The sequence below is a fragment of the Pseudomonas sp. B28(2017) genome (assembly GCF_002113025.1).
Taxonomy (GTDB): Bacteria; Pseudomonadota; Gammaproteobacteria; order Pseudomonadales; family Pseudomonadaceae; genus Aquipseudomonas.
On sequence record NZ_NEJH01000001.1, the window covers coordinates 994,634 to 1,017,072 of the forward strand.

At 60.5% G+C, this 22,439-nt stretch carries 16 protein-coding genes and 3 pseudogenes; 16 read left to right on the forward strand and 3 right to left on the reverse strand.

The window, feature by feature from the left end; translation table 11 throughout:
- Positions 1–61 precede the first annotated feature (61 nt).
- Both CAF65_RS04495 and CAF65_RS04500 read right to left on the reverse strand, forming a co-directional pair.
- Positions 62–1,522 carry a hypothetical protein gene (locus tag CAF65_RS04495; RefSeq protein ID WP_085715202.1) on the reverse strand — a complete coding sequence of 487 codons (1,461 nt, stop codon included), beginning with the start codon at positions 1,520–1,522 and terminating at the stop codon, positions 62–64.
- A gap of 575 nt (positions 1,523–2,097) precedes the next feature.
- Complete coding sequence (locus CAF65_RS04500; protein ID WP_085715203.1) at positions 2,098–3,120, reverse strand: zinc-dependent alcohol dehydrogenase family protein; 1,023 nt, start codon at positions 3,118–3,120, stop codon at positions 2,098–2,100.
- Between the two features lie 257 nt (positions 3,121–3,377).
- Between CAF65_RS04500 and CAF65_RS04505 the strand changes: the two genes are divergently transcribed.
- The 13 genes and pseudogenes from CAF65_RS04505 (at position 3,378) to abaF (ending at position 14,752) form a co-directional block, all read left to right on the forward strand.
- A complete protein-coding gene (locus CAF65_RS04505) occupies positions 3,378–4,292 on the forward strand; it encodes a LysR family transcriptional regulator (RefSeq protein WP_085715204.1) in 915 nt (304 codons plus the stop codon).
- Between the two features lie 420 nt (positions 4,293–4,712).
- Positions 4,713–5,396 (forward strand): GntR family transcriptional regulator, encoded by a 684-nt coding sequence (locus CAF65_RS04510; protein ID WP_007994315.1) that lies wholly within the window; start codon positions 4,713–4,715, stop codon positions 5,394–5,396.
- A gap of 1 nt (position 5,397) precedes the next feature.
- Positions 5,398–5,724: pseudogene (locus tag CAF65_RS04515) on the forward strand (NAD(P)/FAD-dependent oxidoreductase); the annotation flags it as partial.
- A pseudogene (locus tag CAF65_RS04520) lies at positions 5,717–5,869 on the forward strand (2Fe-2S iron-sulfur cluster-binding protein); the annotation flags it as partial. The pseudogenes CAF65_RS04515 and CAF65_RS04520, both read left to right, overlap by 8 nt.
- 1 nt (position 5,870) lies before the next feature.
- Positions 5,871–6,230, forward strand: a pseudogene (locus CAF65_RS04525) (helix-turn-helix domain-containing protein); the annotation flags it as partial.
- A 300-nt stretch (positions 6,231–6,530) separates the two neighbouring features.
- Positions 6,531–7,349 carry a transporter substrate-binding domain-containing protein gene (locus tag CAF65_RS04530; protein ID WP_085715205.1) on the forward strand — a complete coding sequence of 273 codons (819 nt, stop codon included), beginning with the start codon at positions 6,531–6,533 and terminating at the stop codon, positions 7,347–7,349.
- Between the two features lie 10 nt (positions 7,350–7,359).
- The gene (locus CAF65_RS04535; protein ID WP_085715252.1) at positions 7,360–9,138 is read left to right on the forward strand and encodes an aconitase X; all 1,779 of its coding nucleotides are present in this window, start codon (positions 7,360–7,362) and stop codon (positions 9,136–9,138) included.
- Positions 9,131–9,796: an amino acid ABC transporter permease gene (locus CAF65_RS04540; protein WP_085715206.1), complete on the forward strand. Its 666-nt coding sequence runs from the start codon at positions 9,131–9,133 to the stop codon at positions 9,794–9,796. Before CAF65_RS04535 ends, CAF65_RS04540 begins: the two co-directional genes overlap by 8 nt.
- Positions 9,797–9,806: 10 nt before the next feature.
- Entirely contained in the window at positions 9,807–10,457 is a 651-nt protein-coding gene (locus CAF65_RS04545; RefSeq protein ID WP_085715207.1) for an amino acid ABC transporter permease, read from the forward strand.
- The gene (locus CAF65_RS04550) at positions 10,450–11,172 is read left to right on the forward strand and encodes an amino acid ABC transporter ATP-binding protein (protein ID WP_008018646.1); all 723 of its coding nucleotides are present in this window, start codon (positions 10,450–10,452) and stop codon (positions 11,170–11,172) included. The genes CAF65_RS04545 and CAF65_RS04550 overlap by 8 nt, the downstream gene beginning before the upstream one ends.
- A gap of 37 nt (positions 11,173–11,209) precedes the next feature.
- The gene (locus tag CAF65_RS04555) at positions 11,210–12,238 is read left to right on the forward strand and encodes a proline racemase family protein (RefSeq protein ID WP_008018645.1); all 1,029 of its coding nucleotides are present in this window, start codon (positions 11,210–11,212) and stop codon (positions 12,236–12,238) included.
- 125 nt (positions 12,239–12,363) lie between these two features.
- On the forward strand, positions 12,364–13,281 hold the full coding sequence (locus tag CAF65_RS04560; RefSeq protein WP_008018644.1) for a dihydrodipicolinate synthase family protein: 918 nt from the start codon (positions 12,364–12,366) through the stop codon (positions 13,279–13,281).
- A 73-nt stretch (positions 13,282–13,354) separates the two neighbouring features.
- The gene (gene abaF, locus CAF65_RS04565; RefSeq protein WP_085715208.1) at positions 13,355–14,752 is read left to right on the forward strand and encodes a fosfomycin efflux MFS transporter AbaF; all 1,398 of its coding nucleotides are present in this window, start codon (positions 13,355–13,357) and stop codon (positions 14,750–14,752) included.
- 169 nt (positions 14,753–14,921) lie between these two features.
- On the opposite strand, the gene CAF65_RS04570 is transcribed toward abaF, so the two are convergent.
- A complete protein-coding gene (locus CAF65_RS04570) occupies positions 14,922–15,929 on the reverse strand; it encodes an Ldh family oxidoreductase (RefSeq protein WP_085715209.1) in 1,008 nt (335 codons plus the stop codon).
- Between the two features lie 393 nt (positions 15,930–16,322).
- On the opposite strand from CAF65_RS04570, the gene mexE reads away from it, so the two are divergent.
- The 3 genes from mexE to CAF65_RS04585 are packed head-to-tail and all read left to right on the forward strand — an operon-like array spanning position 16,323 to position 22,192.
- Complete coding sequence (gene mexE / locus CAF65_RS04575) at positions 16,323–17,576, forward strand: multidrug efflux RND transporter periplasmic adaptor subunit MexE (protein ID WP_085715210.1); 1,254 nt, start codon at positions 16,323–16,325, stop codon at positions 17,574–17,576.
- A gap of 15 nt (positions 17,577–17,591) precedes the next feature.
- Positions 17,592–20,771: an efflux RND transporter permease subunit gene (locus CAF65_RS04580; RefSeq protein WP_085715211.1), complete on the forward strand. Its 3,180-nt coding sequence runs from the start codon at positions 17,592–17,594 to the stop codon at positions 20,769–20,771.
- A complete protein-coding gene (locus CAF65_RS04585; RefSeq protein ID WP_085715212.1) occupies positions 20,771–22,192 on the forward strand; it encodes an efflux transporter outer membrane subunit in 1,422 nt (473 codons plus the stop codon). The genes CAF65_RS04580 and CAF65_RS04585 overlap by 1 nt, the downstream gene beginning before the upstream one ends.
- Positions 22,193–22,439 lie beyond the last annotated feature (247 nt).

Genomic DNA, 22,439 nt, shown 5'->3' on the forward strand with positions numbered 1-22,439 from the left:
TACTGGCAGTTTGACCGCCGCGCGACGTTATCGATCCCGGTTTGATACAAGCGCAATGTTATTAACTCCGAACAGCCCTTCTGTCGTTGCCGACTTCCGCGTCATGATCACAGGTCGGCAATTCAACGGCCCTGCTCTGACTCGCAGGCACCGGCCCCATGCGATAGAGCTTGCCAATCAAATTGACCGACAAGCCGCTGACGTCGACCATCCATTGCATGACCTGATCCGCAACCGGATGCCCCTGCATGGCCCGATGCAACTCCGGCATAGCCACCAACATGCCGGGGTGGCACTGACGCAGAAAACGTTCAAGGTTCGCGGCATTGTCACCAAAAGGCGCAAACAGCAGACACACCAATTGCGCTTCGCTAAGACCCAGACTGCGCTGTGCCTCGGCCGTGGCCCGTGCACGCAAATCCGCCAGAATCGCCGGATTGCCAAATACCTCCTGCGCCAAGTCGCACAAGCGGTCCGGCAGTTGCTTGGGGCGCATCATCACCAAGGCCCGTTGCAGGTACTCGACGACGCCTGCCTCATAACTGCGACCTTGTAAGAAACAGGCCTGCAGCCCCCGCAGGTGCGCCGAAACCGGAAAGCTGACGTATTCGTTGTCACTGAGCTGCGCCGCCAGCTCGTCTGCCTGGAATCCGAGAAATTCGGTGAGCAATGGCCAACGCTCCTCCTGATTGCTCACCAGCATGTCGTGGATATCGATGAACGTTGCGCTACGACAGGTGTCAAACTGTTCGGCCGGGCGCCTCGGATCCAGGCCATCCTCGGTGTAAAACCGCGCATAGCCTTGGTTGCCCAGCTCGTCGAGCAGCGCGAACAACCCGGCGTAGCCTGGCTCATGCTGGTCCGAGACCTGAAGCCCGGCCTTGGCGGCCGCGCGTTTCAAACCCTCGATAAACTGTTTCTGCTGGCGAGGTGTGTCGCTGCTGACCAGGGCATCGACGCCATGGTTCCAGCGAGCTATTTGCCCGTAGAACTCACCGGTGGACAAATAGCCGTCATCCCACAGATCAAGCGGTCCGTCCCAGACCCGACGATATCCCAGCATCAGCAGGTTCGTCCGGTTGGACTCGCGCCCGGCCGGGGAAATCGGTGCCGAGTGATCGAGCGCCAGGACCTCCCGGTTATCGACCATCAGCACTTCAACCCGTGGATCGTCATAGACGAACAACGCGCTGCAGGTGCGATGGATGTTCTCCAGCGCAGTCGGATTGCTGCCGTTCAAGCGCAATGTCGCCACTCGCAAGCGAAACGTCGCCGGCGCCCGGCTGGCGATGGACAATTGTGCTGCGCGCAGCAACGCCAGGGTGTAGCAGCTGTCACGAGAACCGGACTGGATCACCAGCACCCTGAAGTCACCTATCCGCTTCATGCCCCCGGCGGCAAACCCCAGGCGCTGAATCAACAACTGCAGTGCCGTGCGTTCTGCACGGGAAAAGAAACTCAGCAAGCGCTGCAGCACTTGTTGGTAGACATAGGCCATCGCTTGATCATGGATACTGGTCATCTTTATTTACCTGATGTTCGTAAGTTCGATATTGCGCAAACAACTGCACGCACAGCGCTGGGAATGTGCCTGGATATGATTTGATGAGTGGATTTATGGCCGAATGCTAACACTGAAATTTTCAGCTCGGCATTTCAGATACTGGACGGATGGAGACACCCATGAGCACACGCAAGGAGCCGAAAAGCCTGGCTTCAAGTGTTTTTGGCAGCGGATCGCGACATCCTAGGAAACGCCCTACAGAGTCTCACAGACATTTAATACAAAAAATTAAGAAAGAAGTTGCCGACGATTGTTCTGCAACTGTGTATGAGTGCGCTTTTTCAATAGACAGCCGTGCAGCGCATTGAAAAGTATCGACCTGACAGCCGTCCATGACACATTCCTTTAGATGAAAGTAATCATCCAATTATCAGGGCTTAGTTGCCGATCAGAAGCTACAGATCGAGAGCAAAAACCGGTTCAGTTGCTGAACAGTCCCATCGACAGGTCAATGGCGTCTCATGAAGCAAGGCGCAGAAAGCGAAAGAGTCCGTGGGCGCACGGACTCTTCGAGGGTGATCTTCAGGGGTAAATCAGGCCGGTTCGACCTGCAGCGCAACCCTTTCGCGACACGGGCATTCGTCCATGTAGCGGTGTGCTTCGACAAACTCGGCAAACGGGAAGACCCGAGTCTTGAGCGGCAGCAGAACGCGGTCGGCGGTCAGTTGATTGATGTCGCGCAAGGCACGTTGCAGTGCGGCCTGGTCCTGGGTGATGCCCAGTTCCGGCTTGCCCGTGAAGTTGCCGATGCAGTGTACGAAGAACTGAATGTTCTTCTGGAACGCTGCGCAGGCCGGGAACGGCGTCTGGTTGCCACCTTGCAGGCCGTACAGCACCAGGCTGCCGCGCGGCGCCAGCACATCGCCAAGCAACGACATCTGAGGACCGCCCAAACCATCGAACACCACATCCACGCCGCGGTTATCGGTGATTTTATTGATCCGTATCAGCAGATCCTCTTCCTCGGTGACGATGACTTTCTCGGCACCCAGCGACAGCAGGTATTCACGTTCCTCCGCGCTCTTGGTCGCGGCGATCACTCGAACACCCAAGGCCTTGCCCAGTTGTACGAACGAGGGGCCGGCGCAATGGCTGGCGTCGGTCACCAGGGCAAACTGCCCGGGTTTGACCCGCGCCAGATCCGTATAGCCGAAATAGGCAACCAGCAACGGTGTGTAGTGCACGCTGGCTTCAATCGGGCTGAGCACATCCGGGTAGCGGGTCAGTGCCGAGCGCGGCAGAACGATCTGCTCGCCGTAGACGGGGTAGTCGTTCGGGCTTTGGGCCGGGAAACTGGCAACCTTGTCACCGACGGCCAGGTCATCCACGCCATCGCCGACGGCGGTGACGATACCGGCCATTTCATGACCAAGGCCCGAAGGCAGGCGAGCATGGGACGAGGCCAGGTTTTGGCGCCAAAGAATGTCATACCAACTGATGCCGATCGCTTCGACGCGCACCTGCACTTCGCCCGGTGCAGGCAGAGCCGCCACATGCTCTTCGCATTTGAGCACCTCGGCTGGACCAAACTTGTGAAAACGGATCGTGCGGGACATCGCAAACCTCGCCAAATGAACCTCTAATGCCTTGAACTCTAGCTGGGCTTTCAACCCAACACTATCAGTGGCTATTAATAGTCGACATGCCTGTCATTGATTCCACAGCATCGTCAAATGCCGCAGGAATCTGGCCTCCTTGGCAAGAAATCTGAATTACCCGTGCAGAGTACCAGCCTTTCCCCGTAATATTCCTGCTGGCCATTGTTCTCATATGGCCGCCCACGTCAAGTTTGCTGACTCTGCCAGGACTCCAGATGAATCGTAATGACCTGCGTCGTGTCGACCTGAACCTGTTGATCGTTTTCGAAACATTGATGCACGAACGCAGCGTGACCCGTGCCGCGGAAAAACTGTTCCTCGGTCAGCCTGCCATCAGTGCGGCGCTCTCGCGCCTGCGCGGGTTGTTCGATGATCCTTTGTTCGTGCGTACCGGCCGCAGCATGGAACCGTCCGCCCGGGCGATCGAAATTTTCGCCCTGCTGTCGCCGGCACTGGACTCGATTTCCACCGCGGTCAGCCGCGCAGCCGAGTTCGACCCGGCCACCAGCACCGCGGTGTTTCGTATCGGCCTGTCGGACGATGTCGAGTTCGCCTTGCTGCCAATGCTGCTCAAGCGCCTGCGCGCCGAATCGCCGGGGATTGTACTGGTGGTGCGCAGGGTCAACTACATCCTGATGCCGGGGTTGCTGGCATCCGGTGAGATCTCCATCGGCGTCAGCTACACCACCGACCTGCCGGCCAATGCCAAGCGCAAGGTACTGCGCCGCAGCCAGCCGAAGCTGTTGCGTGCCGACACCGTGCCGGGGCCGTTGAGCCTGGATGACTACTGCGCTCGCCCCCATGCACTGGTGTCATTCGCCGGCGACCTCAGCGGCTTCATAGATGAAGAACTGGAAAAGCTCGGGCGCAAACGTCATGTGGTGCTTGCGGTCCCGCAGTTCAACGGGCTGAGCACCCTGCTCTCCGGTACCGATATCGTCGCCACAGTGCCGGATTACACGGCTGATGCATTAACTGCTGCGGGCGGTGTGCGTGCGGAAGATCCGCCGTTGCCAGTACGCAGTTTTGAACTGCACATGGCCTGGCGCGGGTCGCAGGACAATGATCCGGGTGAGCGCTGGTTGCGCTCGCGGATTCAGATGTTCTTCGGGGATCCGGATAGCCTCTGAGAAGGCTTGCAGAATACCTCTAAGAGGACCAGGTTTACTGCGCTTAACGCCTTTCAGCCGTCCAGTGACATCCGTCAAAATCCGCTTTATTCCACCGCATCCGGGGGCATATTTGGGGCAGCTTTCTCCTTCTCAAAAAAGGATGCCCTCAACCATGAGTGCGGACCTTGAGAGACCTCCTGGACGTGAACTCAGTGACGCTCGCGTAAGGTCGCCGACAGAGCCAGGCAAGTACACCGATGGCGAGGTACCTGGGCTATATCTTGAAGTGGGCGCGGCGCAGGCCTGAATGAAATCGCGCGCCTTAACAGGGACCTGTTTTGCTGTAGCGGGTTGCATGACCGACATCGGGTGCATCGACGTCGAACCGGGGAAGATCAGCAAAAGAATTTCGTATACCCTAGCGCTATCTCACTCCTAATGACCGCCGCCGTGAACCTACCCAAACTTAACGCCCCCGACCTTGGTAACACGCCTTCGACCTCGGAAATCATCACCCGCCACCTGCGGGATGCGATTGTCGCCGGGCATTTTGCCGAGGATGAGCCGATCCGCCAGGACGACATCGCCCGCCAGTTCAATGTCAGCAAGATCCCGGTGCGCGAAGCTCTCAAGCGGCTGGAGGCCGAAGGGTTGGTGATGTTCCAGCGCAATCGCGGGGCGATGGTCACGCGGGTTTCCGATGCGGAACTGGCGCAGATGTTCGAAGTGCGGATGTTGCTGGAGGACAAGATTCTGCGCCTGGCCATTCCGAACATGACCGAAGAGACCTTCGCCCGTGCCGAGCGCATCTGTCAGGAGTTCATCGGCGAGGATGATGTGGGGCGCTGGGCCGAGCTCAACTGGGAACTGCATTCCTGCCTGTACGAGCCGGCGCAGCGACCGTTTCTGGTCAGTCTGATCCGTTCGGTCAACGACAAGCTGGAGCGTTATCTACGCATGCAGATGAGCTTGTCGGCCGGTAAGGAACGGGCCGATCACGAACACCGCGAGATCCTGGCGGCCTGCCGCGCCGGGGATGTGGACCTGGCAGTGAAGCTTCTGGACGAGCACATTGCCGGCGTCTGCACGACCCTGTTCGAGCACCTGCCCCACACCCACTGACTTCGGCACCACTGACCCGCAGGTCGAAGGCTGGATGCTCGCGAAAATGCTCAAGCGTGCCGCTCGCACATGCCAGGGCTGGCCCGGCCCAATGGCATCCGTGCCTGGACCGGTTTGCGTGCCGCCAACCCCGACGGCTTGCCGCTGGTGGACCAACATCCACAACGTCAAGGCTTGTGGCTGGCAGTCGGTCACGAAGGACTGGGTGTAACCACCGCCCCCCGGCACCGCCGATTAACTGGTGGCGCAACTGTTCAACGAAACCGCGCCACTGGCCGCACAACCTTATCTGCCCCAGCGTTTTCTCGGAGAACCGGTCTATGCCTGAATTGTTGCTGGACGGCCACGCCCTGAAAGTCGCCGAAGGCACCAGCGTTGCCGCTGCCCTGGCGTTGGCCAGTGACGGCTGCACGCGCACCTCAGTCAGCGGTCAGCGCCGTGCGCCGCTGTGCGGCATGGGCATTTGTCAGGAGTATCTCCCGCGACCTGCAATCGCCGCAGTCCAACCATCCGGCGTTCCAGAAACTCGCCACCGTGGATGCCCATATCCACCGCCACTTCGCCCGCTCCATCAGCCTCGCCGAACTGACTGCCATCGCTGGCTATTCCGTAGCGCAATTGGAGCGGCACTGCAAACGGGTGTTCCAACACACCCCACGGCAAATGATTCACAAGGCGCGCCTGGAAGAAGGTTCGCGGTTGTTACTGCACACCGAGTTGCCGATTACCGAGATTGCCTTGCGCTGTGGTTACACCGACCACAGTGCCTTCAGCCGGCAGTTTCGGGTGCTGACCCGTTTGTCGCCGAGTCAGTATCGCGATAACCAGCGCTGAAGATCAAAAGATCGCAGGCTGCGCCAGCTCCTGCGCCGACCGCGTACACCCGCGATTAAAACGCCTGCCAGTGTTCCTTAAAGGGGCGCCCGCGCTACAGCTGCTCCCATATGTAACACCTGTCCTCACTACCTTGGCGTCACCGCGCTACGGGTTGCAGCGCTACAAAAGCTCTAAGCCAAGGCCTGACAACTAATTCACCCCTCGGACTGGAAATAGGCACGCTGATTGCTATTGTTAATATCGTATACGAAATCCCCAATACGATATTCAACAGCACTTCACATCAACGAGGCCTCTATGAAAAACCCCGCATTTGCCGTAGCCCTCAGCGCTGTTCTCAGTACCTCCTTTATCGCCACTGCCCAAGCCGACAAGCTCGACGACATCATCGGTTCGGGCAAGCTGCGCTGCGCCGTGACCCTGGACTTCCCGCCCATGGGCTTTCGCGATGCCAGCAACTCGCCGGCCGGCTTCGATGTGGACTATTGCCGCGACCTGGCGAAGATCCTCGGGGTCGAGGCCGAAGTGGTGGAAACGCCGTTCCCGGATCGCATTCCGGCACTGGTCTCCGGACGGGCTGACGTGATCGTCGCGTCCACCTCCGACACCCTCGAACGCGCCAAGACCGTTGGCCTGACCGTGCCCTACTTTGCCTTCCAGATGGTGGTACTGACCCGCGACGACACCAGCATCAACAGCTTCGACGACCTCAAGGGCAAAGCAGTGGGCAACACCAGCGGCACCTATGAGGCCATCGCCCTGGAGAAAGACGTGAAGAACTGGGGCTCGGGCAGTTTCCGAGCCTACCAGTCGCAGAGCGATACCCTGCTAGCCGTTGCCCAAGGCCACATCGATGCCACTGTGGTCACCAACACCGTGGCCGCCGCCACCCTCAAGTCGGGCAAATACAAAAACCTGAAAGTCGCCGGTAACGCCCCGTACGTCATCGACTACGTGTCCCTGGGTGCCAAGCGCAGCGAGTACGGCCTGCTCAACTACCTCAACCTGTTCGTCAACCAACAAGTGCGCACCGGTCGCTACAAGGAGCTGTTCGTTAAATGGGTCGGCACCGAGATCTCGCCGACCAACCTGACCGTGCCTCAGGTCTATTACTGAGATGTCCGGCATGCCTAGGCCAATTTCTCTGACCGGGCGCAGCCTGGTGGCGGGTGCCGCGCAAGGCGCCCTGCTGTTCGCCGATGTCGGCTTGAGTTTCTGGGGTGGGGTCGATCCCTGCACGGGTGAAGTCATCGACCGCCATCACCCGCTCAGTGGCCAACACCTGGCCGGCCGCGTGCTGGCGATTCCCAGTGGTCGCGGCTCGTGCACCGGCAGCAGTGTGTTGATGGAACTGATCAGCAACGGCCATGCACCGGCGGCATTGGTGCTGGCCGAAGCCGACGAGATCCTGACCTTGGGCGTGCTGGTGGCGCAGACCATTTTTGCCCGTTCCCTGCCGGTGCTGTGCATCGGTCGGGAGGCCTTCGCCGCCTTGCGCGGCCAGGCCTTCGCCCGGGTCGAAAATACAACGCTGAGCCTGTTCGATCACCTGCCTGGCGACGCCTGGCAGGCGCTCGACAGCCCATTACCAAACACTGACAGCACCGCCTCGATCAGGCTCACCGAGCACGATCGGGCGCTGCTCGATGGTCGGCATGGCAAGGCCGCGCAAATGGCCATGCAGATCGTCCTGCGTATGGCCGAACTGCAGGGTGCCGAGCACTTGGTGGATGTCACTCAAGCACACATCGACGGCTGCATTTACACCGGACCGGCGAGCCTGCGCTTTGCCGGGCAACTGGTGCAATGGGGAGCAAAAGTGCGAGTGCCCACCACCCTCAATTCAATTTCCGTCGACCAGCGCCGTTGGCGCGAACTGGGTATCGACCCGGCACTGGGTGAACCGGCCAGTGCCTTGGGCGATGCCTATATGGCGATGGGTGCACAGCTCAGTTTCACTTGCGCGCCGTACCTGCTCGACACTGCACCGAAGGCTGGCGAGCAAATCGTCTGGGCGGAATCCAACGCAGTGGTCTACGCCAACAGCGTGCTCGGTGCACGCACCCTGAAATACCCGGATTACCTGGACATCAGCATCGCCCTCACCGGTCGCGCCCCGCTGATCGGCTGCCACCTGGACGCGCAACGCAAGGCCCGGTTGCAGTTCGAGTTGCCTTCCCTCGGTGAACTGGACGATGCCTTCTACCCGCTGCTGGGTTACCACATTGGTGCCCTGGCCGGCAGTCGCGTGCCGCTGGTGCTGGGACTGGAAAACCGCAAGCCGAGCCTGGACGACCTCAAAGCCTTTGGTGCGGCCTTCGCCACCACCTCTGCGGCGCCACTGTTCCACATCGCCGGGGTCACCCCGGAAGCCATTGACCCGGCGCAGGTGCTGGATGTGGACACTTCCATTCCCGTGGAAAAAATCCGCCTGAAGGATCTGCTGTCGAGTTGGCGCGAACTCAACAGTGCTCGCGATAACCGGGTGGATGTGGTGTCGCTGGGTAACCCGCACTTTTCCCTCAGCGAGTTCGCTCACCTGGCACGACTGTGCCGCGGACGACAAAGACACCCGGATGTGGTGCTTGCCATCACCTGCGGCCGTGCCGTTCTGGAGCAGGCCCGCGAGGCCGGGCACATCGCCGTGATCGAAGCTTTTGGCGCGACCCTGGTCACCGACACCTGCTGGTGCATGCTCGGCGAACCCGTAATCCCTCCGGCAGCTAAAACCCTGATGACCAACTCGGGCAAATACGCCCACTACGCACCGGGCCTGGTCGGCCGCAAGGTGCACTTCGCCAGCCTTGCCGAATGCGTCGACACGGCCTGTACCGCAATGGCCAGCGGACGTTTGCCGGCCTGGTTACAACCTGCTGCCCTACTGGAGAGCCCTGCGCATGTTTGACTACAGCTTCCAATGGCGTTCCGCCTTGCGCGCCCTGCCGGACATGCTTGCCGGTGCCATCGTCACCTTCGAAACCGCCGCACTGTCGATGATCTTCGGCGTGCTGATCGCCCTGGCCCTGACGGTGATGCGCGAGGCCAAACACCCATTTCTGCGCGGGTTTGGCAACGGTTGGGTGTCGATTGCCCGCAACACCCCATCGCTGTTCCAGATCTACATCCTCTACTTCGGCCTCGGCTCACTGAACCTGCACGTCAGTTCCTGGTTCGCCCTGCTGGCCGGGATCACCTTCAACAATGCCGGGTATCTGGCGGAGAATTTTCGCGGCGGCCTCAAGGCCGTGCCAGACACGCAGGTGCGTGCGGCGCGTTCCCTCGGCATGAGTGCCTTCCAGGCCTACCGCATGATCATCGTCCCGCAACTGCTGCGGATCGTGTTCTACCCGCTGACCAATCAGATGGTCTGGGCGGTGTTGATGACGTCGCTGGGGGTGATCGTCGGGCTAAACAATGACCTGACCGGTGTGACCCAGGAATTCAACGTCAAAACCTTCCGCACCTTCGAGTATTTCGCCATCGCAGCGGTGCTGTATTACTTGATTGCCAAGGCGATCGTCGCGGCAGCCCGGCTGATGGCCTGGCGGTTGTTCCGTTACTGAGGAGCTGTCCATGTTTTCCACCGATTTTTCCTCGAATGACCTGATGTTCCTGCTCAACGGTGCGTGGGTCACGATGCAACTGACGTTCTGGTCGATCATTCTCGGCTCCTTGGCCGGGTTGTTCTTCGGCCTGCTGCGGGCCTTGTTGCCACGGGCCAGCTGGCCGTTGGCCTGGGTGCTGGACGTGTTTCGCAGCGTGCCGTTGCTGATCCAGTTCGTACTGTTCAACTCACTCAAAAGCATCATCGGTTTGAACATCAGCGCCTTTGGCGTCGGCTGCATTGTGTTGGGGGTTTACGCTGCGGCGTACTTCACCGAGATCGTGCGTGCCGGCGTGCTGGCGGTGCCGTTCACCGTACGCCGGGCCAGCCGTTCGCTGGGGTTGAGCTTCTTGCAGGACTTGCGCTGGATCGTCCTGCCGATGGCCACCCGAATAGCGTTCCCCGGCTGGCTGAACCTGGTGCTCGGTGTAATGAAAGACACCGCGCTGGTGATGTGGATCGGCATCGTCGAACTGCTGCGCGCCTCGCAAACCATCGTCACCCGCATCCAGGAACCGTTGCTGGTGCTGTGCATCGCGGGCCTTATCTACTACGTCATGAGCCTGGTGGTCGCACGCCTGGGCGCTCGTCTGGAAAGAAGGTGGCAAGAAAATGATTGAGATCGACAACGTACATAAATCCTTCGGCAACCTCGAAGTGGTCAAGGGCGTCAACCTGACGGTGAACAAGGGCGAAGTGGTGTCGATCATCGGCGGCTCCGGCTCCGGCAAATCGACCTTGCTGATGTGCATCAACGGCCTGGAACCGATCCAGAAAGGCAACATCCGCGTTGACGGCGTCGAGGTCCATCACAGCGCCACCGACCTCAATCGCCTGCGGCAGAAAATCGGCATTGTATTCCAGCAATGGAATGCCTTCCCGCACCTGACGGTGCTGGAAAACGTCATGCTCGCGCCGCGCAAAGTGCTGGGTAAAAGCAAGGCTGAAGCTGAAGAGCTAGCGGTGAAGCAACTGACCCACGTCGGTCTGGGCGACAAGCTCAAGACCTTCCCTGGCAAGCTGTCCGGTGGACAGCAACAACGCATGGCCATCGCCCGCGCCCTGGCCATGTCACCGGACTACATGCTGTTTGACGAAGCCACCTCAGCCCTCGACCCGCAGTTGGTAGGTGAAGTGCTGGACACCATGCGCATGCTCGCCGAAGACGGCATGACCATGGTGTTGGTGACCCACGAAATCCGCTTTGCCCGGGACGTGTCCGACCGTGTGGCGTTCTTCCGCAATGGCCTGGTGCATGAGATTGGTTCCCCGGATCAGGTGATTGGCAATCCGGTGCGTGCGGAAACTGCAGAGTTTCTGAAATCAGTGAAATAGCGACTGAGGCCTTCACAGGCGAAACAAGGAGCAAACCATGCGTTCATCAAAAGTCATTCATGTCGTCAGTTGCCACGCCGAAGGCGAAGTCGGCGACGTGATCGTGGGCGGTGTCGCCCCGCCGCCCGGCGCCACAGTGTGGGAACAGTCGCGCTGGATCGCCCGGGACGAAACCCTGCGCAACTTCGTCCTCAACGAACCCCGCGGCGGCGTGTTCCGCCACGTCAACCTGCTGGTTCCAGCCAAGGACCCACGGGCGCAGATGGCCTGGATCATCATGGAGCCGGCGGACACCCCGCCGATGTCCGGCTCCAACTCGTTGTGCGTCGCCACCGTATTGCTCGACAGCGGCATCCTGCCCATGACCGAGCCGCAAACCCGCCTGGTGCTGGAAGCGCCCGGCGGCCTGATCGAAGCCGTGGCCGACTGCCGGGATGGCAAGGTGCAACGGGTGGAAGTGAAAAACGTGCCGTCCTTCGCTGATCGACTGGATGCGTGGATTGAAGTCGAAGGCATCGGCTCGCTGAAGGTTGACACCGCTTATGGTGGCGACAGTTTTGTGATTGCCGATGCCAAAGGCCTGGGTTTCTCCATCCGCCCGGATGAAGCGGCCGATCTGGTGGCGGTCGGGCTGAAGATCACTCGAGCGGCCAACGAACAACTGGGCTTCGTGCATCCGCTGAATCCCGAGTGGTCGCACATTTCCTTCTGCCAGATCGCCGCGCCGATCGTCCATGAGAACGGGATCGCCACCGGCGCCAATGCGGTGGTGATTCAACCGGGCAAGATCGACCGCTCCCCCACCGGCACTGGTTGCTCGGCGCGCATGGCGGTGTTGCAGGCCAAAGGCTTGATGCAGGTTGGCGAGCGCTTTGTCGGCCGTTCGATCATCGGCTCCGAGTTCCACTGCCGCATTGATTCGTTGACCGAAGTCGCCGGCCGCGCCGCGATTTACCCGTGCATTTCCGGCCGGGCGTGGATCACCGGCACCCATCAATTGCTGCTCGACCCAAGCGATCCGTGGCCACAAGGCTATCGCCTGTCCGACACTTGGCCCGGCGCCTGATCACGCAATCCCTGCCCCCAGACCATCGGCCAGTAACCCCCTCCTGAAAACCATAAGAAGCACTAGCCGAGCATTGTCATTTTAAACACCGTATACGAAATACAATTAACGAATCGGAGACAACAATGAGCAAACGCATTAACTGGAGTGGCGTCTTCCCAGCGGTGACCACTCAATTCAACGATGACTACTCTATCAACCTGGAAAAAACCCATCAGGTGATTTCCAACGTGATTCGCGACGGCGTGTCGGGCCTGGTGGTCTGCGGCTCGGTGGGTGAAAACACCTCGCTGACCGCCGAAGAGAAAATCGCCGTGACTGAAGTCGCTGTCGATGCCGCTCGTGGACGCGTACCGGTGATTTGCGGCGTGGCCGAGTTCACCAGCATTCAAGCGGCCAAGGTCGCCAATGCCGTACGCCGGGTCGGCGTCGATGGCGTGATGTTGATGCCGGCGCTGGTCTACGGTTCCAAGCCGTTCGAGACCGCCGAGCATTACCGCTACGTGGCGAAAAACGCCGACGTGCCGCTGATGGTCTACAACAACCCACCTATCTATAAGAACGACGTCACCCCGGACATCCTGATTTCCCTGGCCGACTGCGACAACGTGGTGTGCTTCAAGGATTCTTCCGGCGACACCCGCCGCTTCATCGACGTGCGCAACGAAGTCGGTGACCGTTTCGTGCTGTTCGCCGGCCTCGACGACGTGGTGCTGGAAAGCATCGCCGTGGGTGCCGAAGGTTGGGTCTCGGGCATGTCCAACGTGTTCCCGAAAGAAGGAGAAACCATCTTCCGCCTGGCCAAGGCCGGTCGTTTCGCCGAAGCCATGCCGATCTACGAATGGCTGATGCCGATCCTGCACCTCGATGCCCGTGCCGACCTGGTGCAGTGCATCAAGCTGTGTGAAGCCATCGCCGGTCGCGGCAGCGCCTTGACCCGTCCGCCACGCCTGGCCCTGCCGGAAGCCGACCGCGTATTTGTCGAGCAGATCATGGCCAAAGCGTTGGCCAACCGCCCGGAACTACCGGACGTCGGTCTCTGAGTGATTGCCGAACGGGCCTTTACTGGCCCCGCCCGGATGCCCGTTTTTTTGCGCCTTAACAAGGTACGTCAGCATGTCGAATCCTCAACACACGCAAAGCGCAACAACACCCTCGGGACTCAAACGCGTAGTGGCCGCCGCCATGGCTGGCACCGTCGCCGAATGGTATGAATTCTTTCTCTACGGCACCGCCTCGGCACTGGTCTTCGGTCAGTTGTTCTTCCGCCAGACCGACAGCCCCATCGACGGCATCATCGCCGCCTTCGCCTTGTACGCGGTCGGCTTTCTCGCCCGGCCGTTGGGCGGTTTGGTATTCGGTCACTACGGTGACAAATTCGGCCGCAAACGCCTGCTGCAACTGAGCCTGGTAGTGGTCGGCATCACCACCTTCCTGATGGGTTGCCTGCCTGGCTTCGACCAGATCGGTTACGCAGCGCCGGTGCTACTGGTGCTGTTGCGGTTGATCCAGGGCTTCGCTTTCGGTGGCGAATGGGGCGGCGCGATTCTGCTGGTGTCCGAACACTGCCCGGACAATCGTCGGGGTTTCTGGGCCAGTTGGCCGCAAGCCGGGGTGCCGGCCGGCAACCTGGTGGCCACGGTCGCCCTGCTGCTGTTGTCGTCGAACCTGTCAGAGCAACAGTTCCTTGCCTGGGGCTGGCGCGTGGCGTTCTGGTTCTCGGCGGTAGTAGTGTTGATCGGTTACTGGATTCGCACCAGCGTCGATGACGCGCCGATCTTCAAGCAAGCCCAGGCCCGTCAGGCACAGACCAAACAGCAACAGCTCGGTGTGGTGGAAGTGCTGCGTCATCACTGGCGTTCGGTGCTGGTGGGAATCGGCGCGCGCTTTGCCGAGAACATCCTCTACTACACCGTGGTGACGTTCTCGATTACCTATCTGAAACTGGTGGTGCACAAGGACACTTCGCAAATTCTGCTGCTGATGTTCGGCGCGCACCTGGTGCACTTTTTCCTGATCCCGCTGATGGGCTATCTGTCGGACATCGTAGGGCGCAAACCGGTGTACCTGACCGGCGCGGTGCTCACAGCGTTCTGGGGTTTCATCGGTTTCCCGATGATGGACACCGGCAACAACTGGCTGATCATGGCCGCCATCACTCTGGGCCTGGCCATCGAGTCGATGACTTACGCGCCTTACTCGGCGCTGATGGCTGAACTGTTCCCGACCCACGTACGCTACACCGCTCTGTCCCTGTGCTACCAGGTGGCGCCGATCTTCGCCGGTTCCCTGGCACCGCTGATCGCCATCACCTTGCTCAACAAGTACCACAGCTCGACTCCGATCTCCTGGTATCTGGTGGGCGCCGCGCTGATTTCCGTGGTGGCTGTCGGCCTGACCCGCGAGACTCGTGGCAAGTCATTGCGCCAGGTGGATGCCGAGTCGGCGGCGCGGGTTGCTGCCGTGGACGCAGTCGTGCCAGCCACCCCGCGCCGGGGTGGCTCTTTGGCTTGATGGCCCTGAAAGATCGCAGCCCTTACCCTTGCAAGAGCGCGAAAGTCGCGCTCTTGCCTGCATGCGGATACTACTGATCAGGCGGAATGCCATGCTGCGCGACGGCACCGAATGGCGGTGACGAATGGCAGGGTTCAGACAGTTGCTCCCACAGAGCACTTTGATTCAATCAGGCAAGCAGGGCCTTGAGGTCGTTGTACAGCGCCTCGGGAATTTGCACGCCTTCCACCAGGCTGCGTACCCGCGCCGCGTAACGCCGTTGCGACGGTAAGCGTGCGCCCTGCCCTTCAATGCCCTGGAACAACGTTTCGGCCCGGGCCAAATGTTCTTCAGTGGCGTCCCCCAGAAAGCGCCGAGGGTCCAGGGCGATGATCAACTCACCATGGTACGGCGACGACTTGCTGCCCCCGTCGTAAGTCAACGACTCGGCACTGGTCAGGTCACCAATCAGCGGCCCGGCAATCAACTCCACCATCGCCGCCAGCGCCGAACCCTTGTGCCCGCCGAACGTCAGCATCGCACCGCTGTCGAGCACCACGTTGGCGTCGGTGGTCGGCTGGCCCTGGGCGTCGACACCCCAACCTTCTGGAATCGCCTTGCCGGCACGCCGGTGCAGTTCGATATCACCACGGGCAATCGCGCTGGTGGCGAAGTCGAACACAAACGGATCTTGTCCCGCACGCGGCCAACCAAAGGCAATGGGATTGGTGCCGAACACCGGCAGTCGACCTCCAGCCGGCGCCACCCAGGCGTGGCTCGGATTACACGCCAGTGCCACCAGACCGGCAGCAGTCAGCTGCTCGATCTCCACCCACAGAGCCGAGAAATGTACACAGCGGTTGATTGCCAACGCCGCAATGCCGTTGGCCCGGGTTTTCTGCGCAAGCAACGGCAACCCCGCCTGAAACGCCAACTGCGAAAACCCACCGCCAGCATCCACCCGCACAATCGACGGTGCCTGGTCGAACACCTGTGGCTCGGCATCGGCTGACACCTTGCCGGCCCGCAGGGAATTCACACACCCCAGAATCCGGTACAAACCGTGGGAGGCACAGCCATCACGTTCGCCAGCAATCACTGTCGCCGCCACCGCTTGTGCATGGGCCAGATTAAAACCGTTGTGCAACAAGATCGATTCGGCCAACTCACGGGCTTCGATCAGGGTCAGTCGGATCATGGTCATCTCCTTGGACAGACCGGTCAGACTGGTCCATTCGAGGCGTTATGGCTTGATGGGTTTGGGCATTGGCGGTGACGAAATTGGCACAGCGCAGGCAAGTCGGATCGCCGTACCGCTGCTTCCACAGGCATTTGGAAACGACGAAGATCCCTGTAGGAGCGAGCCTGCTCGCGAAAGCCGCAACACGATTCCAAGTCTGACTATTGCATCCAATGCAACACACAATTGTCATCAATCCAGTTGATGACGACCGAACACAAGGCGCAGGCTAGAGGGCTGGCTGGGGTCTCATATCATTCCGAATGATAGTTACCTTCGCCCCATTCGATTCGTGAGATACAAACCCTCCGCGCATCATTCGCCAATCTCAACACATTGGCGGATGCATCCATGGAACAGTCACTCAAACATTTGCGCTTCCCGTTGGCTTTGTTGGCCGTAGTGGTGATCAGCGCTTGCGGCAAGGCCCCGGAAACCGCCGCCAGCATGCCCGCAGCCAAGGTCAGCGTGGCCAAGGTGCTGGAGCAACCGGTCAACGAATGGGACGAATTCACCGGCCGCCTCGAAGCGCCGGAAACCGTCGAGATTCGTCCACGGGTCTCCGGCCAGATCGATGAAGTGGCATTCACTGAAGGTGCCCTGGTCAAGAAGGGTGACCTGCTGTTCCAGATCGATCCGCGTCCCTTCCAGGCTGAGGTCCGCCGCCTCGAAGCACTGGTTGCACAATCGCGCGCCAATGCCACCCGCAGTGAAAATGAAGCCCAGCGCGGTGAGCGCCTGCGCACCAGCAACGCCATTTCCGCCGAACTGGCTGATTCGCGTACCAGCGCAGCCCAGGAAGCCCGCGCCGCCGTCGGTGCCCTGCAAGCGCAGCTTGATCTGGCTAAATTGAACCTGAGCTTCACCCGTGTCACCGCACCGATCAGCGGCCGCGTCAGCCGTGCGGAGATCACCGCCGGCAACCTGGTGACCGCCGATACTACCCCGCTGACCAGTGTGGTCTCCACCGACAAGGTGTACGCCTACTTCGACGCGGACGAGCGTGTGTTCCTCAAGTACACGGAGCTCGCTCGCCAGGGCAAGCGCGGCGCCACTACCCCGGTTTACATGGGACTGTCCAACGAAGACGGCAACCCGCACCTGGGTCAGATGAATTTCGTCGACAACGCAGTCAACCCGAAAACCGGCACCATTCGTGGCCGCGCGGTGTTCGACAACAGCGACGGCAGCTATACCCCGGGCCTGTATGCACGCCTGAAACTGGTGGGTAGCGGCACCTACAACGCCATGCTGATCAACGATGAAGCCGTAGGCACCGACCTGGGCAAGAAGTTCGTGATCGTGATGGATGGTGACAACAAGACCGCCTACCGCGCCGTCGAACTGGGTCCGAAAATCGAAGGGCTGCGCATCGTGCGCAATGGTCTGAACAAGGACGACACCATCATCGTCAAGGGCCTGCAACGGGTACGTCCTGGCTCGCCGGTGACCCCTGAAGTGATCCCGATGGCCAGCGAGCAGACCCTCGCGGCTCTGGCACAACAACGACAAGCACTGGAAGCCAGCAACCTGCCCCAAGTCGCGCCCGCCAAGGTCGCGCCGGGTACGGCTGTGAAAGTGGCTGCCGTGACTCCACGCGGTTAAGGGATAACGAATCCGATGAATTTTTCCAAATTCTTCATTACGCGGCCGATCTTCGCAGCGGTGCTCTCGCTGCTGATCCTGATCGCCGGCGCCATCTCGCTGTTCCAGCTGCCGATCAGCGAATATCCGGAAGTCGTGCCGCCGACCGTAGTGGTCCGTGCCAACTTCCCCGGCGCCAACCCGAAAGTCATCGGTGAAACCGTGGCCGCTCCGCTGGAGCAAGCCATCACCGGCGTCGAGAACATGCTGTACATGTCCTCGCAATCGACCGCCGACGGCAAAATCACCCTGACCATCACCTTCGCGCTGGGCACCGACCTGGACAACGCGCAAGTGCAGGTGCAGAACCGTGTCACCCGGACAGAGCCGAAGCTTCCCGAAGAAGTGACGCGTATCGGTATCACCGTCGACAAGGCGTCGCCCGACCTGACCATGGTTGTGCACTTGACCTCGCCGGACAAACGCTACGACATGCTGTACCTGTCCAACTACGCGATCCTCAACATCAAGGACGAGCTCGCTCGCCTGGGCGGTGTCGGTGACGTGCAACTGTTCGGTATGGGCGATTATTCGCTGCGGGTCTGGCTCGATCCGAACAAGACCGCTTCGCGCAACCTGACGGCCACCGATGTAGTCACCGCCATCCGTGAACAGAACCGCCAGGTGGCCGCCGGTCAACTGGGTGCGCCGCCTGCTCCGAATGCCCAGAGCTTCCAGTTGTCGATCAACACTCAGGGCCGTCTGGTGTCCGAGGAAGAGTTCGAGAACATCATCATTCGTGCCGGCGACAACGGTGAAATCACCCGCCTGAAGGACATCGCCCGCGTCGAACTGGGTTCCAGCCAATACGCCCTGCGCTCCCTGCTGAACAACCAGCCGGCCGTGGCTATCCCGATCTTCCAGCGCCCAGGCTCCAACGCCATCGAAATCTCCAACGAGGTTCGGGGCAAGATGGAAGAGCTGAAGAAGAACTTCCCGCAAGGCATGGACTACAGCATCGTCTATGACCCGACGATCTTCGTGCGCGGCTCCATCGAGGCGGTGGTTCACACCCTCTTCGAAGCGCTGATCCTCGTGGTGCTGGTGGTGATCCTGTTCCTGCAAACCTGGCGCGCCTCGATCATTCCGTTGGTGGCGGTGCCGGTATCGCTGATCGGTACCTTCGCCGTGATGCACCTGTTCGGCTTCTCGCTCAACGCGCTGTCGCTGTTCGGTTTGGTACTGGCGATCGGTATCGTGGTGGACGACGCCATCGTGGTGGTGGAGAACGTCGAGCGAAATATCGAACTGGGGCTTGATCCGTTCGAAGCCACCAAGAAAGCCATGAGTGAAGTAACCGGCCCGATCATTGCCACGGCGCTGGTGCTGTGTGCGGTGTTCGTACCTGCAGCGTTCATTTCCGGCCTCACCGGTCAGTTCTACAAACAGTTCGCCTTGACCATCGCGATTTCGACCGTGATCTCGGCCTTCAACTCGCTGACCCTGTCGCCGGCACTCGCTGCGGTATTGCTCAAGGGCCACGACGCGCCGAAAGACCGTTTCTCGAATATCCTCGACAAGATCTTCGGTGGCTGGCTGTTCCGTCCTTTCAACCGTTTCTTTGAAAAGGCCAGCCATGGCTATGTCGGTACCGTGCGCCGGGTCATCCGCAGCAGCGGCATTGCCTTGCTGCTGTACGCAGGCCTGATGGTGCTGACCTTCTTCGGTTTCTCCAGCACCCCGACCGGTTTCGTACCTGGCCAGGACAAGCAATACCTGGTGGCCTTCGCGCAACTGCCGGACGCCGCAAGCCTGGATCGTACCGAAGACGTGATCAAGCGCATGTCCGACCTGGCCCTGAAACAGCCGGGCGTGGAAAGCGCCGTAGCCTTCCCTGGCCTGTCGATCAACGGTTTCACCAACAGTCCGAACGCCGGCATTGTGTTCGTGACCCTCAAACCGTTCGACGAGCGCAAGGACCCGAGCATGTCCGCCGGCGCCATTGCCGGTGCCTTGAACGGCCAGTACGCCGGGATCCAGGAAGCCTACATGGCGATCTTCCCGCCTCCGCCGGTACAAGGCCTGGGCACCATCGGTGGTTTCCGTCTGCAAATAGAAGACCGGGGCAACCTGGGCTACGACGAGCTGTACAAGCAGACCATGAACGTCATCGCCAAGAGCCATAACGTTCCGGAACTGGCCAACCTGTTCACCAGCTACACCGTGAACGTGCCGCAGGTCGATGCCGCCATCGACCGCGAGAAAGCCAAGACCCACGGCGTGGCCGTCAGCGACATCTTCGACACCCTGCAGATCTATCTGGGTTCGCTGTATGCCAACGACTTCAACCGTTTCGGGCGCACTTATCAGGTCAACGTTCAGGCCGAGCAACAGTTCCGCCTGGAGTCCGACCAGATCGGCCAGCTGAAAGTGCGTAACAACAAGGGCGAGATGATCCCGCTGGCGACCTTCATCAAGGTCAGCGACACCTCAGGTCCCGACCGCGTGATGCACTACAACGGCTTCATCACCGCTGAAATCAACGGTGCGGCAGCCCCTGGCTACAGCTCCGGCCAGGCCGAAAAAGCCATCGAGAAACTGCTCAAGGAAGAACTGCCCAACGGCATGACCTATGAATGGACCGACCTGACCTACCAGCAGATCCTGTCCGGCAACACCGCGCTGTTCGTGTTCCCGCTCTGCGTGCTGCTGGCGTTCCTGGTGCTCGCTGCGCAATACGAAAGCTGGAGCCTGCCACTGGCGGTGATCCTGATCGTACCGATGACCCTGCTGTCGGCCATCACCGGTGTGATTGCCTCCGGCGGTGACAACAACATCTTCACCCAGATCGGCCTGATCGTACTGGTGGGCCTGGCCTGCAAGAACGCGATCCTGATCGTCGAGTTCGCCAAGGACAAACAGCTCGAAGGCCTCAACCCGCTGGCTGCGGTCCTGGAAGCATGCCGCCTGCGTCTGCGGCCGATCCTGATGACTTCCTTCGCGTTCATCATGGGTGTGGTGCCGCTGGTGTTCTCCAGCGGTGCCGGTGCCGAGATGCGTCATGCCATGGGTGTGGCGGTGTTCTCCGGGATGCTCGGGGTGACCTTCTTCGGTCTGTTGCTGACGCCAGTGTTCTACGTATTGATTCGTAACTTTGTCGAGCGCGGCCAGGCACGCAAAGCTGCCAAGGCCAACCTGAAGCTGGAGTCGCACTGATGAGTTTGAAAGCGTTCCTGCCGAGCCTGCTGGCACTGGCCCTGAGTGCCTGTGCCGTGGGCCCTGACTACAAGACCCCAACCACCGAGGCGGCCAACATCACGGCCGCCACCGATGGCGCCGCCGGCCAGAAGAACTTTGACCGTTCGCGTTTCGAAGGCATCTGGTGGCAACAGTTCGAAGATCCGACTCTCAACCAGTTGGTGACCGAGTCGCTCAAGGGCAACCGTGATCTGCGCGTCGCCTTCGCCCGCTGGAAAGCCGCACGGGCAATCCGCGATGACGTCAGCAATGACGCCATGCCGACCATCACCAGCCGCGTCAGCAGTGATTTGGGCAAAGGGCAGATCCCGGGCCAGACCACCAAGCGGGTCAACAGCGAACGCTATGACCTGGGCCTGGACATGGCCTGGGAGATTGATCTGTTCGGTCGCATCCAGCGCAACCTGGAGTCGGCCGATGCCGAGCAGCAGGCACTTGAGGCTGATCTGTACCAACTGCAAGTCACCATGATTGCCGAACTGGTGGATTCCTACGGCCAACTGCGCGGCGCGCAGCTGCGGGAGAAAATCGCCCTGGCCAACCTGGAAAACCAGCGGGAGTCGCGCAAGATCACGGTCAGCCTGCGTGATGCCGGCGTCGGTGACCAGCTCGATGTGGAGCGTGCGGATGCGCGACTGGCGTCGGTTGAAGCCAGCGTGCCGCAACTGCAGGCCGAACAGGTGCGGCAGAAAAACCGTATCGCCACCCTGCTGGGTGAACGTCCGGACAAGCTGACCGTGGACTTGAGCCCCAAAGACCTGCCCGCGATTGCCAAGGCATTGCCGATCGGCGATCCGGGTGAACTGCTGCAACGCCGTCCGGACATTCTCAGTGCCGAACGCAAACTGGCTTCGGCCACGGCACGCATCGGCGTGGCCAAGGCGGATCTTTTCCCGCGGGTCAGCCTCAGCGGCTTCCTCGGCTGGACCGCCGGACGTGGTTCGCAGATCGGTTCTTCGGCGGCCAACGCCTGGGCTCTCGGTCCTAGCATCACTTGGGCCGCGTTTGACCTGGGCAGCGTTAAAGCCCGCATACGCGGTGCCGACGCCGACGCCGAAGGCGCCCTGGCGACCTACGAGCAGCAGGTGTTGCTGGCCCTGGAAGAATCGGAAAACGCCTTCAGCGACTACGGCAAACGCCAACAGCGCCTGATCTCGCTGATTCGTCAGAGCGAGTCCAGCCGCTCGGCTGCCGACCTGGCGGAAATTCGTTACCGCGAAGGCACGGCCGATTTCCTCGTGCTGCTCGATGCCCAGCGGGAACGCCTGGCGGCCGAAGACACCCAGGCCCAGGCCGAAGTGGACCTGTATCGCGGCATCGTCGCGATCTACAAGGCCCTCGGTGGTGGCTGGCAACCGGAGACGATCGCGAGCAACTGACCCGATGTTTTAAAGCGCTCCTTTGGTTGGCCACAACCAACCAATTTCCTTGCCCTGCGTCTCATTCGGTCGCAGGGCTTTTTTTTGGTTCATCACGGATTACCGGGGAAGATTGGCGTTGGCGTTGGCGTTGGCGTTGGCGTTGGTTTTGTGAGTTGTGAGCTTATCCATTTGCCGAGGTGACGCTGAATCACCTTTGCGCCCTTACGGCGCCTTACTTTTTTCAGTCGAAAAAAAAGTAAGCAAA